Raw genomic sequence first — 15,082 nt, 5'->3', positions numbered from 1 at the left:
CGAAAAATCGGAATTTGGAGGTGATTTAAATGGAAAACAAAATTGTAGGTGCTATTTTCTGTTTCATGTCAGCAGTTTTAATTTCTGCACGATATATTTCTGCTGCGATATTTATGAGTGGAGTAGCTTCGTGGAATGCCACTTTATTTGCAGCAGGTCTTGAATATGTAGGTCCTTTTTTAGCAATAGCGGCTGGTATTGCGTTTATTATTGGAATCCTGTTTCTGGGATATGGGCTGTATCAGGATATTAAAAAGATAAAGAAGTAGAACAATTCCAGTTTGTCAATTACAGGTGACATTGAAAGAGTCAGCCCATTCAAGGTGCTGGCTCTTTCAAAAATTCCATTCTAATAAATTGCATGATAACTTAGAGTAAAAATGAATACCCATTAGCCGGAAATGAATAGAAAACGAATAAAAGTGTGGTGTTTCGTATAATTATGAGTTAGTATGCATCAGACACACTTTTGTAAAAAGGGAGTTTCAAAAAAACATTCTATCATTTTTGATCTATGATATAATGTGAACACTTGACGAGGTATTTTCGAGTCTAGTGAGAACATATGCCTGACCACTTAATGAGGTGTTTCACGAATTTAGTGGTCATGGTATAATGAGCCCAGAAGAAAAGAATGCGGCTGCGAAGCAGACATATTCTTTTCTTGCGCCATTACCGAACAAACAGCCATGCGAAGCAGGGCGGTAGCGCGCGATAGCGCGGGTTCGTGAGTATCATGTCCATGCACCAAATGAAGCCAGATCAAAGTCGAAAATTGATTTCGTATTTATTATAATTGACAACAATAATCCGCAAAAAGGAGGTTCCACCATGCCATCCCACATCATCCACCCAATCCCGCCTGTTTTTGACGCCGACTCCCGCATCCTGATCCTCGGTTCCTTTCCGTCGGTCAAATCCCGAGAAAGCTGTTTTTTCTACGGGCACCCACAGAATCGTTTCTGGAAGCTCTTAGCGCGCCTGCGAAAGGAAGACGTTCCATCCTCCATCGAGGAAAAGAAGGAATTTCTGCTGCGGAACCACATCGCCGTTTGGGACACCATCCACAGCTGTTCCATCGAAGGATCCAGCGACAGTTCCATCCGCGACGTTGTCCCAAACGACCTCGCCTCTATTCTGGATCACGCTTCCATCCAGACGATTTACACAAACGGCGGGCTGTCTGGAAAAATGTACGACCGCTTCTGCCGTAAACAGACTGGCATTGAGGCAATCAAACTGCCATCCACCAGCCCCGCCAATGCCGCCTGGAACCTCGACCGGCTGACAGATGCCTGGAAATGTATCAACCAGATCCTGGGGGAACCCGGATCTGAAACAAAAAACACTGTTTCCGATGGCAACGCACGCGAGGCAACAACACGCATCATCTAAACAAACACCATCTGCACCAGAATCATATAAAATACAGTTCCTGCCGGCCAATGACGCTTCTGTCCGATCCACTGTTCCGTAAAAATCATTACAAACAGTGCCGTCAGTGCAAAGTCCAGCCCTTTCGTATTAAATGTAATCACATTTGACACTGCTCATCTTTCTTAGTAGAATAAATACATTATAACGATCGATTTTTCAGATTCAACACAGATTTGAACTATGTAAAAAACCTTTGAAGGAATTATCTTTACAAAAATTCTTATAAAAACTGTTGGTTACTTCGTTATAAGTCCGCACTGTAATGATTACTTTAATTTATAGAAGGAAGCAAAACCTATGAACACATATATTCCCCTCCCTAATTCAGGTGTCGGCTCGCCTGTCCAGTTCTCAGAACCAGCCGCCTACTCTTACGAAAGCTGCCATTGCTGTCCGCGAAATTGTCAGATCAACCGCACAAAAAAACAGGGCTGGTGTCACAGCCCTGCCGGTATCCGGGCGGCACGCGCGGCGCTTCATCCGTGGGAGGAACCGTGTATCAGCGGTCTGCACGGAAGCGGTACCATCTTTTTTTCCGGCTGCACGCTGCGCTGCTGCTTCTGCCAGAACTACCAGATCAGCAGCGAAGGCTTTGGAAAAGATATTTCCGAAACGCGCCTGGAGGAAATTTTTCTGGAACTGCAGGCACAGGGCGCGCACAATATCAATCTGGTGACACCGACACAGTACCTTCCGTCGCTACTGCCTGTCTTAAAACGAGTCAAACCGCAGCTTTCCATCCCGATCGTCTACAACTGCGGCGGTTATGAGACGCTGGAGGCGGTTGACGCGCTGACTCCCTATATCGATATCTGGCTGCCGGATTTAAAATATTACTCTTCCGAGCTGTCCGCCCGCTATTCCGCCGCCCCGGACTATTTTCCGGTCGCCTCCGCAGCAGTCAAACGGATGATCGAGCACACCGGTCCGCTGGTATTGGAAGATTTCTCCGAAAATGGCCAGGCCTGCCAGCTCATGAAGCGCGGCGTGATCCTGCGGCATATGGTTCTTCCGAAACACAAAGACGATTCCATCCGCCTGCTCCACTGGATTCACGACAACCTCCCGGAGGGGCATTTTCTGGTAAGCCTTATGAGCCAGTACACCCCCTTCTACCAGAGCAGCAAATATCCGGAAATCAACCGCCGCATCACAAGCTACGAATACCAGAAAGTCGTCGATGCCGCGATTGAGCTGGGACTCACACAGGGCTTTATGCAGGAAAAAAGCAGCGCGAAAGAAGAATACACGCCGCCGTTTGAATTGCAGGGGATTTGATATTTATATAAGAAAAGAGCCTTCTTGATGCTTTTCCATGAACCAGAAAAAGGGTATCGATAAATTGACATTTTATCGATACCCTTTAAACTATCTCGTCCATTGGATGATACCTCTTTCTTTGAACTTTTCCTTTATTCAATTTTGATTCCTTTTTCAACAATTTCTGAATCGTTCAATCTTATTTTTTCTTTTTCCACTTATCTATCTCTCTTTTAAAAAACGCTTCTTTTTAATGATACTTTCTCGTCATATCACTAAACCGAATCCTGTTTCTAAATATGTATGATAGATGATTGACTGATTTTTACTTGTTGATTTTGGTTTTCCTTTGTTCAATTTTTTTTATTAAAAAATTGAACCAGTTTTATGTTTTCGGTGGAATCAGCTCCCTTCTTTTTTTGTTTTATTTCTTGTTTCTTTTGATGGTTTTATTCTAATACATATGTCGCATTTTGTCAATACTAATTTTGTATTTTCTTGTTATTTTTCAGTTTTATTTCCACCACGAATGCCAGCTATTAGTTTTCATCTCGCAGTCGCGCCATCTTATCTCTTTATTTACCATCGTTCACACATTATGAGCGTCATGCAAACTGTTACTGGGAACGTATGCGTGAACAGCAACAAATCCGCAACCAGAACTTCACTTTTTTCCCTGTTATTTTTCTTGCCAATCTTCCCATTTTCCAGTATAATCATGATATCGGTGCATTTGGCACCTGCTTCTTTATATGCAGACAATTTTTTCACATCTTACTGGTTCCTGCGATTCTCATGTTCAGTTTTTTCGATGATTTCCATGACTATTTTCATACTTACGCACTCAAAAGATAAACGCTAAAACTCTGAACTTTTTATTTATTTTTTAATCACTAAGCAATCTTTCTTCACATCTCAAACTTCATGACTGCTTCTTGATTTGATTCCTTAAAACTTATTCACACGGGGAAACTGTTTCTCATCTTGTTGAAATTCATAACCTACATGAGCAAGCGGACATCCCCTATCTGCAATTTTATTTCAGGAGGTACTCTATGGTCTATGAAACTTTTTTGAAAACAATCCAGTCGATGGTGCAGACGCGCCTCAACAAAAAAGCCAACGTCTCCCTGCGGCGGGTTCTGAAAAATAATGGACTGATGCTCGACGGGCTGAGCTTTACGAAACCCGGCTCACGGTTATCACCGACTGTCTATCTGAACGCCTACTATAATGAAGCGGAGGAAGGGATGCCGCTCTCCATTATTACCGATCAGATCCTGATGGTGTATGAGACAAATCCAGGATTTTCGGAGGATATCTGCGAGGAACTGCGTGATTTTGATGCCGTACGCGGCCGGATTGCCTACAAATTGATCCATGCCGCTAAAAATAAGGTGCTTCTCTCCCACATCCCACATATTCCGTATCTCGATCTGGCGATCGTTTTCTATCTGATCCTCACTGACAATGAGGAGGGGCAGATGACGACCCTGGTACACAGCGACCATCTTGCCCTGTGGGATATTTCTCTGGAAGAGCTCGGCATACTGGCGGAAGAAAATACACCTCGCATGCTGCCGTACCACATCAGCTCCATCGAATCCACCCTCAATCAGCTCGAAATGGAGGACATCGTTGAAACGGAAGCTCTTCCATCGGTCGCTCTCTACGTTCTGACAAATTCGCGCGGCATCAACGGCGCTGCCTGCATGCTCTATCCCCGCGTCTTAAAAGATTTTGCCGAAAGCCTGGGCGAAGATCTGATTATCCTTCCATCCAGCATCCATGAAGTGCTTCTCACTCCCAGCAGCGTCTCCCTTCCGCCGGAAGAACTCAATGAAATGGTTCAGGCGATCAATCAGTCGGATGTGCCCGCTGAAGACCGCCTGTCAGATCATATTTATTATTTTAGCAGGATTCAGGGCTGTCTCTACCTGCCGCCCAGTTCCACTACGACGCTTTATTCCGGAGCAGACGGAACAGTGAATCCACAATAAAGATGGCAACCGCCATCGCCCCCGCTATCTGGATCGTCTGGAGCAGATAAAAATTGTACCATTTTGTCTGTCCCTGTATCAGAAAATAGACGCTCCGGTAGATCGATGCGCCCGGCACCGTCGGCAGGATTCCTGCCACCAGAAAGATCGTGACGGGCGCTTTTAACACGCGTGCAAATACCTGACTCAGCAGAGCCGCTGCCAGACTGGAAAAAAATGCCGCCGCCACCTGCGAGGTTCCCACCTGCATCGATACCAGGTACGCCAGCCATCCGGCACCTCCGGTAATGCCCGCATAAACCAGATATTTCCGCGGCATATCGACCAGCAGGGAAAAACCAAAAATCGCCAGAAATGCTCCCACGCTCTGGATCATCAATTCTCTTATCATCTCTGTCATACCGATCCTCCCGCCAGCCGGACTGCCACGATCGCCAGACCGACGCCCGACGCAACCGCCAGCGCCACCACGACTGCCTCCGCCATCCGCGCGACTCCCGAACTGTAATCTCCATTCAGCGTATCGCGGATTGCTGCCGTAAATGTGACCCCAGGCACCAGCGGCATGATTGCGCTGATAATCACTACATCCAGGCTCATTCCCAGAAATGCCCACGGCGCAGCAGATACGCCGCAACCGCCAGTGCAAACGAGCCAAGTGCATTTTGACAGAAATCATTCAGCATAAGGTTGGACGCCGCCCGCAAGACAAACGCAAGAACGACTCCCACGACAGCCGCCACCAGGCATTCGCCCGGACCGCCTCCAAACATCACCGCAAAAAATCCCGTCGTTGCCGCATAGCCAATACATTTCTTCCAGAATCCGTATAATGTCGTATTAGCAATCCGATCCAGTCGTTCCTGCGCCTCCCTGACGGACAATTTTCCACTGCAAAATTCCCTTGAAACATTGTTTACCTGATAGATGCGGTTCAAATTCGTTGCCCGGTTTTCCACCCTTTTTACCAAGGTAAGCGGCGGAAGTGATGCATCCGCAATCGTCGCCACGATCCCCGTCGTCACGACAAACACATCTGCCCGTGCAATCCCTGAATGCTTTAAAATACGGTGAATCGTGTCCTCCACACGGTAGACCTCCGCTCCGCTCGCCAGCATGATCTCCCCCGCCCGGACCGCCATCTCCATCAGCGCTCCATATTCCATACCAACCACCCTCTGATTTACGAATTTTCGTAACTGTTCAGTACCTTCACAGTCACGCGCAAAAATCCATTAAAAATTGCCCGCGGCAATGAGATTTTTGCCTGCTGGCCCATGTTTTCGTACGGTCAGCGCAGTAAATGCGCAGACCTACTGAACAGTTACGAATTTTCCAAATCCAGCAACATTTTCTTGACCTCTACCATACGGTCACGCAGCACGACCGCTTCCTCGAAATTCAGCTCGGCTGCCGCCTGATTCATCTTCTTCGTTAGTTCCTTTACGAGTTTTTCTAATTCCTGGCGATCCATCGATTCCAGATCCTTCGTTACCTTATTCGTAACCGGTTCGGCTGCCTGCGAGATCGTGATCAGATCCCGGACAGCTTTCTTGATCGTCGTCGGCGTGATGTGATGTTCCTCATTGTACGCCTGCTGAATCGCGCGTCTTCGCTCCGTCTCCTCGATCGCCGCCCGCATCGAATCCGTGATCGAATCTGCATACATGATAACATGCCCCTCAGAATTTCGCGCTGCTCGGCCAATCGTCTGAATCAGGGACGTTTCCGAACGCAGGAATCCCTCTTTATCCGCATCCAGAATCGCCACCAGCGCAATCTCCGGGATATCCAGACCCTCACGAAGCAGATTGATGCCGACCAGCACATCGAAGACATTCAGACGCATATCCCGGATAATCTGGGCGCGTTCCAACGTGTCAATATCCGAATGCAGATATTTGACGCGGATTCCCGCATCGCGCATATAGTCGGTCAGGTCTTCTGCCATCCGCTTTGTCAGCGTCGTAACAAGCACCTTAAACCCTCGATCCACCTCCCGGTTGACCTCCGAAATCAGATCGTCGATCTGTCCCTCGACCGGTCTCACCTCAATCGGCGGATCAAGAAGTCCCGTTGGACGGATCACCTGCTCTGCCCGCAAAAGCTCATGATCTGCCTCATACTCGCCCGGTGTTGCTGAAACGCAGAGAATCTGATCCAGTTTGCTCTCAAATTCTTCAAAATTTAACGGTCGGTTATCCAGCGCCGATGGCAGGCGGAAGCCATATTCCACCAGCGTTTTCTTGCGCGACTGGTCGCCCGCGTACATACCGCGCACCTGCGGCAGCGTGATGTGCGACTCGTCCACAATCACCAGAAATTCATCCGGGAAATAATCCATCAGCGTACACGGCGGTTCTCCCGGTTTCGAACCAATCAGATGGCGCGAATAATTCTCGATACCGGAACAGAAGCCTGTTTCCCGCATCATTTCCACATCAAAATTCGTCCGCTCCGCGATTCTCTGTGCCTCCAGAAGCTTATCCTCACTCTTAAAGTAAGCGACCTGCTCCTTCATTTCCTCTAAAATATTGTTTGCCGCAATCTCCATCCGCTCTTTCGGGATGACATAATGCGATGCCGGGAAAATCGCGATATGTCCTAACTGCGCCTTGATCTCGCCCGTCAGCGTGTCAATCTCTGTGATCCGGTCTACCTCATCCCCGAAAAACTCAATCCGGTACGCATCGCCGCCCGAATACGCCGGGTATACCTCCAGCACATCGCCGCGCACCCGGAACGAACCTCGCTTGAAATCCATGTCATTCCGGCTGTACTGAATGTCGATCAGCTTGTGAATGACCTCGTCGCGGTCTTTCTCCATGCCCGGGCGCAGGGAAATAACCATGTTTTTGTAATCGATCGGGCTTCCCAGACCATAGATACAGGAAACCGATGCCACAATAATCACACCCTGCCGCTCCGACAGCGCCGCCGTCGCTGAATGCCGCAGCTTATCGATCTCGTCGTTGATAGAGGAATCCTTCTCGATGTATGTGTCCGTGGACGGGACGTAAGCCTCCGGCTGGTAGTAGTCATAGTAGCTGACAAAGTATTCCACCGCATTATTGGGAAAAAATTCCTTCATTTCCGAATAAAGCTGGGCTGCCAGCGTCTTATTATGTGCAATAATTAACGTCGGCTTATTCAGCTTCTGAATCACATTTGCCATCGTAAACGTCTTGCCAGAGCCCGTTACCCCCAGTAATGTCTGGAACTGATTTCCTTCCTTGAAGCCCTCCACCAGCTTTTCAATCGCCTGCGGCTGGTCGCCGGTCGGGCTGTATTCTGATACCAACTCAAAATGATCCATTGCTTTCTCCTGATTTGATATAATTCACAAATAAAGAATGTGCCTTTTTGTGTAATAGGGGATTCCAAGGAATTTCCTAGTACACAAAAAATCCCATTAAGTATTTCTATTATACCAAATCCACCCATGAATGTATACATAAAAGCAAAACAAATCAGTACAAACGTTCGATTTCAGATAACTGTTCACAGGTAGGAATTTTCTGAATTTTCTAAACTGAAGATTCCGTACGATACAGTTCTGGTTGCAGATTTTGCCGTTATTCCTATTATTGGTTTACTGTATTATTTCTTTCTTCCCGTGACTACTATCAGAACGATTCCTAATACTCCCATCATCCCCGCATACCCCACAAACGGCACGCTCACGCCCTCGCTGAATCTTCCCATCCATTTCAGCACAAACGGCGAACACGCCGCTCCCAGATTGCAACCGACCAGCACAATTGATGTGGCTGTATTGATAGAAGACTGCGGAATCCGCTCGGAAATCTGGTGGAAGGAATAGGTAACCAGAACGGTATAGAAAAATCCGACGATACTGATGCCAACTCCAATCAGCGGCAGATTGCCCGCATATGCGGTCAGAAGCATCCCCGCTCCAAGCATCAAGCATCCAACCCCCGGTAATTTTTCCTTCCACCACATCGTCAGTTTTCCAAAATAAACACCGGCAGCTATTCCCATCAGCATCATGAGCGTGAGAATGATGCTGGCTTCCGACTCCGTTCCAAGTTTCTTCTCTAAAATCAGCATCGGGACACGCAGGGAATTGGAACAGTAGATGCAGATGACAAACCCCGCAAACACTGCATAAGCAATGGGCAGGACTTCTTTTTTCCAGCATTCTCTTTTTCCATCTGCCTCCGCTTCCAGACTTTCTTTCTCTGCCCCTGCACTCTGTCCCGGCTCCATACTTCCCGGAACCCATACAAGATACAGAAGTACAATCACAAATCCGAGCGCGTACACCCAAAATGCCAGATTCCACCGGATCAACACCAATTTTCCAGCAACCAGCGTCATAACCGCGCTTCCCAGCACCTCCGCCGATCCGCGGTATCCGAGCAGCGCCGCTTTTTCCCTGCCTTCATAATATTCACTGAAAATGCTGATTGCTTTCGCATTAATGAGCCCAATCCCGATCCCCAGGAAAATCCTGGACGCGAACATCACCGGATATTCCTGTACAAACACCGGTACCATGCCGCTGACCGATAAAAGAAGCAGACCGCCCACAATCATTGAACGGTCTTTCATATAACGCGACAGCCATGCATTCAGCACGATCATGACAGTGATCGCAAACGACGGTGCTGAGATCAACATCTCCACCTGTGCGGTTGTATATTCACTGAAATGCTGCAGCAGCGATGGCAGCACGATCGAAACAGAATACGCCGATGTCAGTATCAATGACAGCGATAGCAGCGCTATTTTCTTCATTTGTTCTTTCATATTAATTTCTCCCCGAATGTAAGTTTTATACTAGAATTTTGGTAACTGTTCAGTGGGTCTGCGCATTTACTGCGCTGACCGTACGAAAACATGGGCCAGCAGGCAAAAATCCATGTATCGTTTCTTAAAACAATACTCCATTCCTTTTATCATAAATGAAATTCATTCAGAAAGAAATACTTAAATTTTTTTATTCTAAGATTTTTATTCTAAGGTAGATGTTTCACTGTTCACACATGTGTTCCCAGTAACGGGATTTTCAGTTCAGAAAATTCCTGCCTGTGAACGGTTACGTTTCTTCGTTACCTATCCCCGCGCAAACCAGTCTTTCATGCACTGAAGCACCTGCACCAGCTCTTCTTCCTTGATAATATACGGAACCATCGCGTACAGATAATTTAAGAACGGACGGCTAAACACGCCGCGTTTGTACGCATATTCCTGATACCCTTTCAGGACTGCCGAATCATATACCTCGACACAGACACATCCGCCCATCATGCGGACCTCCTTGATTCTTGGATCGGTAAATCCTTCCATCTCCCGACGGGTGATGGCTTCGATCTTCTGAATCTTTTCCATGTAGTTCTGCGTTTCAAACAGCTCGATCGAGGCAAGCGCTGCACTGCACGCGAGGGCATTTCCCATGAAGGTCGGTCCGTGCATCAGCGCATGTTCCGGGTTATCATCGAAAAATCCATCAAATACCTTTTTATTTGCCACAGTCGCCGCATGACCAATGTAACCGCCGGTCAATGCCTTTCCGAGAACCAGAATATCCGGAAGCACCCGATCTGCCACAAAGCGGTTTCCGGTTCTGCCAAATCCGGTTGCCACCTCATCAAAAACCAGCAGCACGCCGTATTTATCACAGAGTTCCCTTGCCTTCTCCAAAAATGAAATATCGTACATCCGCATTCCGCCAGCGCCCTGTAAAAGCGGTTCCACCAGCACGCAGTTCAACTTGTCATGATACTGTTCAAATGCTTTCTCCAGCGCCGGGATCTCAGTCGGAATGTGAACCACATACGGGCTTGCACCATACGCTTTCAGCACAAAATGGTAGTCCTCATCATCGCCTGCCTCCATCGTCTTAAAGGTATCGCCGTGGTACGCGTGTTCCAGCGCCAGAATCATCGTTCGCTTCTCATCACCGCGGTTCATATAATACTGCAGCGCCATTTTCAGCGCTACCTCAACCGCCACGCTGCCGGAATCTGAAAAAAAGCAGTAGTCCAGATCGCCCGGCAGCCAGGACGCCAGTTTTTCTGAAAGTCTGCGCGCCGGCTCATGCGTCAGCCCGCCCAGCATCACATGAGAAAATTTTTCCACCTGTGAAATAATTGCCTGATTGATCACCGGATGTTTATATCCATGAATCACACTCCACCAGGACGAAACCGAATCAATCAGCTTCTGATCCTTCGTGTAAAGATATACCCCGTTCGCATCCACGATCTCATAAGGTGCTTTCATTGTTTTTAACTGTTCATATGGATACCAGATCATTTTTCTTCTCCTTTTTATCTTCTTTCTTACGCATACAGCCCTTTCAGCGTCTCCACATCCATGGAAAGCTCCATATCTCCATCCGCCACACAGGCAACCACCGGAACGCCCGTGTAATATTCACACATTTTCCGGTTATCCTCATGAAGCAGATTTCCCGCCTCATAATGGTTGAAAATAATTCCCTTCAGGGCAATTCCCTGTTGTTTCAGATAATAGGCAGTAAGCCCCACGCCATTGATCGTCCCAAGCCCCGCATCCGCAATCAGCAGGCATCCAAGCCCGCACGCTTTTACTACTTCTGGAAGACGGATATCCGCCTCGTCTATGCAGAGTGGACAGAGAATTCCGCCGCTTCCTTCCATCGTCACATACTCATATTTTTCACAGACTTTGTGAAAATCTTCCAGCACCCGTTCCATCTGGACCGGGTTGCCCTCGAGGCGGGATGCCAGATGCGGCGATACCGCCGTCTCGTACACATACGGACACATTTCCTCAAGCGGCTGCCCGATTCCCGACATTGTTTTTACCTGCAGGGCATCTCCTGGAATCAGGCTTCCATCCGCACGCCGCTCATTGCCGCTCATTGCCGCTTTATAATACGCCGCATTCACGCCGCTCTCCCGCAGTTTTTTCACAATCAATCCTGTCACATACGTTTTTCCAATATCCGTTCCCGTACCTGTTATAAAAATCCCCTTGCTCATCTTTTATCCAAGTCTCCCTCCCTGAATCAGCGGAATCATCCGTTTTCCTATGATGGCAGCCACAATACAGAGCACGATATCGCCCGGAACTGCCAGAACAAAGCAATATAAAAACAGCGCTCCTACGCCGATCGGCGAATTCAGATAGAAATTACTGATCACGTAGTAATAAATCATTCCAAATGCATAGACAATAAAAAGTCCCAGAAAATTAGCTCCCAGCAGGCGCCGGTAACTCGGATGCGTCTTGGCATTGGCAATCTTACCATTCACATACGCCGCAACCGCAAATCCGATGATATATCCAAAACTCGGCTGGAAAATATATCCCGGTCCGCCGCCCTGAGTGAAAATCGGAAGTCCAATTAAACCTAATACGATATAAACCACAACCGCCAGCGCCCCGTTGACCGGACCTAAAAGCAGACCTGCCAGCATCGTAAATAAAAACTGCAATGTAAATGGAACCACCGGAACCGGTATCTTGATAAATGCTCCCACTGCAATCAGTGCGACAAACATCGCGCACAAAACTAAATCCTTTGTCTTCATGTGTTTCAAACCTTTTTCCTCCTTGGTTATCTGAATGATTTCAGGCATCCGAAGCCATTCTATTCTCGCACATGTACATAAATTTCTCTCCGCAACCCCTGTTCCAACCATCTAAAACAGCAGCGGCCGTTCCAGATCCCGGGTAGTCGAAACAGATGCAGAACTGATTGCAAGCATAACATAGCCTTTTCTATTGTCAACCTATTATTTTTATATAGTTAACAATTAGTTTTTTATCTGTTTTTATCTCTTTCCTTCCCATAATCTTGTTTCTTATATCCCTTGATATACATACGTTTCCCGTCCGTCCACACATTCACTGCCCCTGAATCCGCCGTTCTCCAGATCTCCGTTCCCGTCTGTTCCAAACGTTCCACCGCCTCCGGTGCCGGATGCCCGTAAGTATTTCCCTCTCCATAAGAGAGCACCGTGAAAGCTGGGGAAAAGTACTCCAAAAACTCCTCTGAGGAGGAACCGTTCGAACCATGGTGTGCAGCTTTTAACAGTGTCACTTTTTCCCTCTTTTTGTCCTCTTCCACCGCCAGAATCTTCCTTTCGTCCTCCACTCCAATATCTCCTGTCAGAAGCATACGAAACTTTCCATACGTGACATCAAACACCAGTGAATGACTATTTCGCTCCTCGACTGGCTTTTCCCCCGACTCCGGGTACAGGCACCGAAGCGCCAGGCTTTTCGCCCGCACCGTTTCTCCCCGATGCAGATAATAGACTTCCGCACCCCGTTTTCTCGCAAGAGTTTCCAGTTTTTTATATGCTTCCTGCCCTTTTCCCGCCGCCGGAAATGCCAGATTCCGCACCCGGATATCTGCCTCCTCCTTCAAAAGCCACTCGATCCCGTTCGTGTGATCCGCATCCGCATGGCTGACCAGAATCCAGTCCAGCGTGCGGATTCCCTGACTTTTCAAAAATGGTCCCAGCACATTTTTCCCGATTTTTTTATCCTGGCTGCTGCCACAGTCCGAAAGAATTGCCTCATCCCGCGTCCGCAGAAAGACGCCGTCGCCCTGTCCTACATCGAGAAACCAGATCTGAAAGCCATGAACAGGCTGAACTACTAAAAAGACTACCGCCACAGCAATAAATACACTATTTTTTTCCGGTGCATTCCATTCTTTTGGAAACCGAAAAATCCCTTTTCTCTCTAAATTATCTCTTGCTTCTCCCACACTCCACACATATCGAATCCCCAGCGCCACATAAAACATCCCTATTTTCCACATTTCCGGGCGTCCTGCCACGATGGAATGAAACGGCACGCGTTCCACCTGGATGCAAAGCCATTCATACAACTGAAAAATATAATGCCCCGGACCCGTACATGCACTTGCCGCTATTCTGAATATTTCTGGTATTTCTGATATTCCTGATGCTGCACCCCCAAAAGCCGAAAGCACTCCCGCAATGCTGCTGCATCCGCCCATTCCCCCCATTTTTCCTCCCACAAACGCTATACTGTAAATTCCAAGCGCCAGCAGACCGCTTCCGGCTGCATACGTGAGAAGCGGAATCACGATCAGGTTCAGAAAAATTCCCAACATCGGAAATGTAAAATAGTGATACAGCTGAATCGGCATCGTATAAAGCTGAATTGCCAAGCTGAGCATGAGTGTTTCATATCCTTTCTTTTTTTCTTTCTCTTGTTCCTCCTCTTTTCTCTTTTTTTCCACTTTCCGCAGCTCCTCCGTCTCCAGCCCAATCGCGGCAACCGCGCCATAGGAAAGCTGCAATCCCGCCGAAAAGAGCAGATACGGCGATTGCCACGCCTGTAAAATCAAAGACAGCGACAGCGCACTCAGCAGATCGTAACTCCGCCCCAGATGTGCCGCCAGACAGGACACCTCTACCATAAATACCGCCCGGAATACCGATGCTCCAAATCCGGTTACAAAACCATAAAAGGTAAGAAGCGCTGAAGCCCCCAGTCCCGCCCATCCATACGATATGCCCCCAAAACGCAGTACGCTGTAAACGCTCATGCCAATCAAAGAGACATGAAGCCCGCTGACTGCCAAAATATGTGCAATCCCATTATCCTGAAACCGTTCGCGCAGCTCTTCCGATAACCCGGATTTATCCCCCAGCAAAATTGCCTGGAAAATCCCTGCATCTTCTGGAACACAGATTTCCTGAAAAACAGCCGTCGCGTACGCCCGGAAGCATTCTGCCTGACTTCGGAGAGGGGAACTTTTTCCTTCTGAAATAAAAATCCGATCCGCTGTCACCCGGTTTCTGATTCCTAGTCCCCGATAATACATCCGATACGAAAACTGCCCCGGATTGCGCGCTTCTTCCAGAAACTCAGCAGTTCCCGTCAGATGAATCTGACTTCCGCAGGGTGGCAGAATTTTCTCTTCACACATCTCCAGTAAATCGCTTTTACACGATATCAGTACCTTTCTTACACTTTCATCCTCTACCTCCACCCCCGTCAAAATCATCGTACACCACCCATTTTTTTCCGAAATAGAATCCAGTGTTCCAGATACCGCCACCTCTGCCGAACCACCCTTCTGCGTTACCATCCGTTCCAGCGCATCCGGGCGCATTTCCACCGTCATCCGTCCCCATCCTGCCAGGAAACAGAAAAACAGCAGAAAGACACGGCACATCATCGGATCTTTCCAATTCCAGACGCGTTCTGCGTCTGTCTGAAAGTCCGAATCTACCCGTCCTTCTGCTGTTTTTATGACTGCAAGCCCAAAAAACGCTGCTGCAATTATAAACCACACCGTCATGCCCATCTGGTACGCTGCGACCTCTCCAAGTACGAAAGCCACCATCATCCACATTACCGGTCGTTTGATATTCAATTCCTCTTTT

Annotated in this window: 14 protein-coding genes; 4 read left to right on the top strand and 10 right to left on the bottom strand. The window is 47.9% G+C overall.

Features of this window, described 5'->3' with window-relative positions; all coding sequences use genetic code 11:
• The first annotated feature begins 29 nt into the window (after positions 1 to 29).
• A complete protein-coding gene (locus DWZ16_RS07675; RefSeq protein ID WP_107001055.1) occupies positions 30 to 269 on the top strand; it encodes a hypothetical protein in 240 nt (79 codons plus the stop codon).
• Positions 270 to 831: 562 nt separating this feature from the next.
• Positions 832 to 1,395: a DNA-deoxyinosine glycosylase gene (locus tag DWZ16_RS07670; protein WP_118522553.1), complete on the top strand. Its 564-nt coding sequence runs from the start codon at positions 832 to 834 to the stop codon at positions 1,393 to 1,395.
• Here DWZ16_RS07670 and DWZ16_RS07665 read toward each other — a convergent pair.
• Positions 1,392 to 1,538 (bottom strand): hypothetical protein, encoded by a 147-nt coding sequence (locus tag DWZ16_RS07665; RefSeq protein ID WP_243017769.1) that lies wholly within the window; start codon positions 1,536 to 1,538, stop codon positions 1,392 to 1,394. The two genes, DWZ16_RS07670 and DWZ16_RS07665, sit on opposite strands and share 4 nt — an antisense overlap.
• A gap of 196 nt (positions 1,539 to 1,734) precedes the next feature.
• Here DWZ16_RS07665 and DWZ16_RS07660 point away from each other — a divergent pair, with 196 nt between their 5' ends.
• Both DWZ16_RS07660 and DWZ16_RS07650 read left to right on the top strand, forming a co-directional pair.
• On the top strand, positions 1,735 to 2,715 hold the full coding sequence (locus tag DWZ16_RS07660; RefSeq protein ID WP_118522552.1) for a radical SAM protein: 981 nt from the start codon (positions 1,735 to 1,737) through the stop codon (positions 2,713 to 2,715).
• A 1,037-nt stretch (positions 2,716 to 3,752) separates the two neighbouring features.
• Positions 3,753 to 4,697 carry a DUF5688 family protein gene (locus DWZ16_RS07650; protein ID WP_118522550.1) on the top strand — a complete coding sequence of 315 codons (945 nt, stop codon included), beginning with the start codon at positions 3,753 to 3,755 and terminating at the stop codon, positions 4,695 to 4,697.
• On the opposite strand, the gene DWZ16_RS07645 is transcribed toward DWZ16_RS07650, so the two are convergent.
• From DWZ16_RS07645 to DWZ16_RS07610, 9 genes are all read right to left on the bottom strand, one after another.
• A complete protein-coding gene (locus tag DWZ16_RS07645) occupies positions 4,651 to 5,097 on the bottom strand; it encodes a threonine/serine exporter family protein (RefSeq protein WP_243021959.1) in 447 nt (148 codons plus the stop codon). The two genes, DWZ16_RS07650 and DWZ16_RS07645, sit on opposite strands and share 47 nt — an antisense overlap.
• The gene (locus DWZ16_RS16730; protein WP_347475033.1) at positions 5,094 to 5,297 is read right to left on the bottom strand and encodes a threonine/serine exporter family protein; all 204 of its coding nucleotides are present in this window, start codon (positions 5,295 to 5,297) and stop codon (positions 5,094 to 5,096) included. Before DWZ16_RS16730 ends, DWZ16_RS07645 begins: the two co-directional genes overlap by 4 nt.
• Complete coding sequence (locus DWZ16_RS07640) at positions 5,294 to 5,863, bottom strand: threonine/serine exporter family protein (protein WP_412694305.1); 570 nt, start codon at positions 5,861 to 5,863, stop codon at positions 5,294 to 5,296. Before DWZ16_RS07640 ends, DWZ16_RS16730 begins: the two co-directional genes overlap by 4 nt.
• Positions 5,864 to 6,021: 158 nt before the next feature.
• Positions 6,022 to 8,013, bottom strand: coding sequence for an excinuclease ABC subunit UvrB (uvrB, locus tag DWZ16_RS07635; protein WP_118522549.1), 1,992 nt, complete (start codon positions 8,011 to 8,013; stop codon positions 6,022 to 6,024).
• 284 nt (positions 8,014 to 8,297) lie between these two features.
• Positions 8,298 to 9,470, bottom strand: coding sequence for an MFS transporter (locus DWZ16_RS07630; RefSeq protein WP_118522548.1), 1,173 nt, complete (start codon positions 9,468 to 9,470; stop codon positions 8,298 to 8,300).
• Positions 9,471 to 9,776: 306 nt separating this feature from the next.
• The gene (gene bioA / locus DWZ16_RS07625) at positions 9,777 to 10,979 is read right to left on the bottom strand and encodes an adenosylmethionine--8-amino-7-oxononanoate transaminase (protein WP_118522547.1); all 1,203 of its coding nucleotides are present in this window, start codon (positions 10,977 to 10,979) and stop codon (positions 9,777 to 9,779) included.
• Positions 10,980 to 11,005: 26 nt separating this feature from the next.
• Positions 11,006 to 11,689: a dethiobiotin synthase gene (gene bioD, locus DWZ16_RS07620; RefSeq protein WP_118471986.1), complete on the bottom strand. Its 684-nt coding sequence runs from the start codon at positions 11,687 to 11,689 to the stop codon at positions 11,006 to 11,008.
• 3 nt (positions 11,690 to 11,692) lie between these two features.
• The gene (locus tag DWZ16_RS07615) at positions 11,693 to 12,241 is read right to left on the bottom strand and encodes a biotin transporter BioY (RefSeq protein ID WP_233430256.1); all 549 of its coding nucleotides are present in this window, start codon (positions 12,239 to 12,241) and stop codon (positions 11,693 to 11,695) included.
• A gap of 233 nt (positions 12,242 to 12,474) precedes the next feature.
• The gene (locus tag DWZ16_RS07610) at positions 12,475 to 15,072 is read right to left on the bottom strand and encodes a ComEC/Rec2 family competence protein (RefSeq protein WP_147353405.1); all 2,598 of its coding nucleotides are present in this window, start codon (positions 15,070 to 15,072) and stop codon (positions 12,475 to 12,477) included.
• Positions 15,073 to 15,082: the final 10 nt, after the last annotated feature.

The sequence above is a fragment of the Clostridium sp. AF29-8BH genome (assembly GCF_003478145.1).
Lineage (GTDB): Bacteria > Bacillota > Clostridia > Lachnospirales > Lachnospiraceae > Otoolea > Otoolea fessa.
The sequence above is the reverse complement of the archived record's forward strand: the minus strand, read 5'-3'. Positions and strand labels throughout refer to the sequence as shown.

Coding starts and splice junctions, on each gene's coding strand:
- DWZ16_RS07670 (WP_118522553.1), top strand. CDS start 832: ATGCCATCCCACATCATCCACCCAATCCCGCCTGTTTTTGACGCCGAC.
- DWZ16_RS07675 (WP_107001055.1), top strand. CDS start 30: ATGGAAAACAAAATTGTAGGTGCTATTTTCTGTTTCATGTCAGCAGTT.
- bioA (WP_118522547.1), bottom strand. CDS start 10,979: ATGATCTGGTATCCATATGAACAGTTAAAAACAATGAAAGCACCTTAT.
- DWZ16_RS07640 (WP_412694305.1), bottom strand. CDS start 5,863: ATGGAATATGGAGCGCTGATGGAGATGGCGGTCCGGGCGGGGGAGATC.
- DWZ16_RS07615 (WP_233430256.1), bottom strand. CDS start 12,241: ATGAAGACAAAGGATTTAGTTTTGTGCGCGATGTTTGTCGCACTGATT.
- DWZ16_RS07630 (WP_118522548.1), bottom strand. CDS start 9,470: ATGAAAGAACAAATGAAGAAAATAGCGCTGCTATCGCTGTCATTGATA.
- DWZ16_RS16730 (WP_347475033.1), bottom strand. CDS start 5,297: ATGAGCCTGGATGTAGTGATTATCAGCGCAATCATGCCGCTGGTGCCT.
- uvrB (WP_118522549.1), bottom strand. CDS start 8,013: ATGGATCATTTTGAGTTGGTATCAGAATACAGCCCGACCGGCGACCAG.
- bioD (WP_118471986.1), bottom strand. CDS start 11,689: ATGAGCAAGGGGATTTTTATAACAGGTACGGGAACGGATATTGGAAAA.
- DWZ16_RS07650 (WP_118522550.1), top strand. CDS start 3,753: ATGGTCTATGAAACTTTTTTGAAAACAATCCAGTCGATGGTGCAGACG.
- DWZ16_RS07660 (WP_118522552.1), top strand. CDS start 1,735: ATGAACACATATATTCCCCTCCCTAATTCAGGTGTCGGCTCGCCTGTC.
- DWZ16_RS07645 (WP_243021959.1), bottom strand. CDS start 5,097: ATGACAGAGATGATAAGAGAATTGATGATCCAGAGCGTGGGAGCATTT.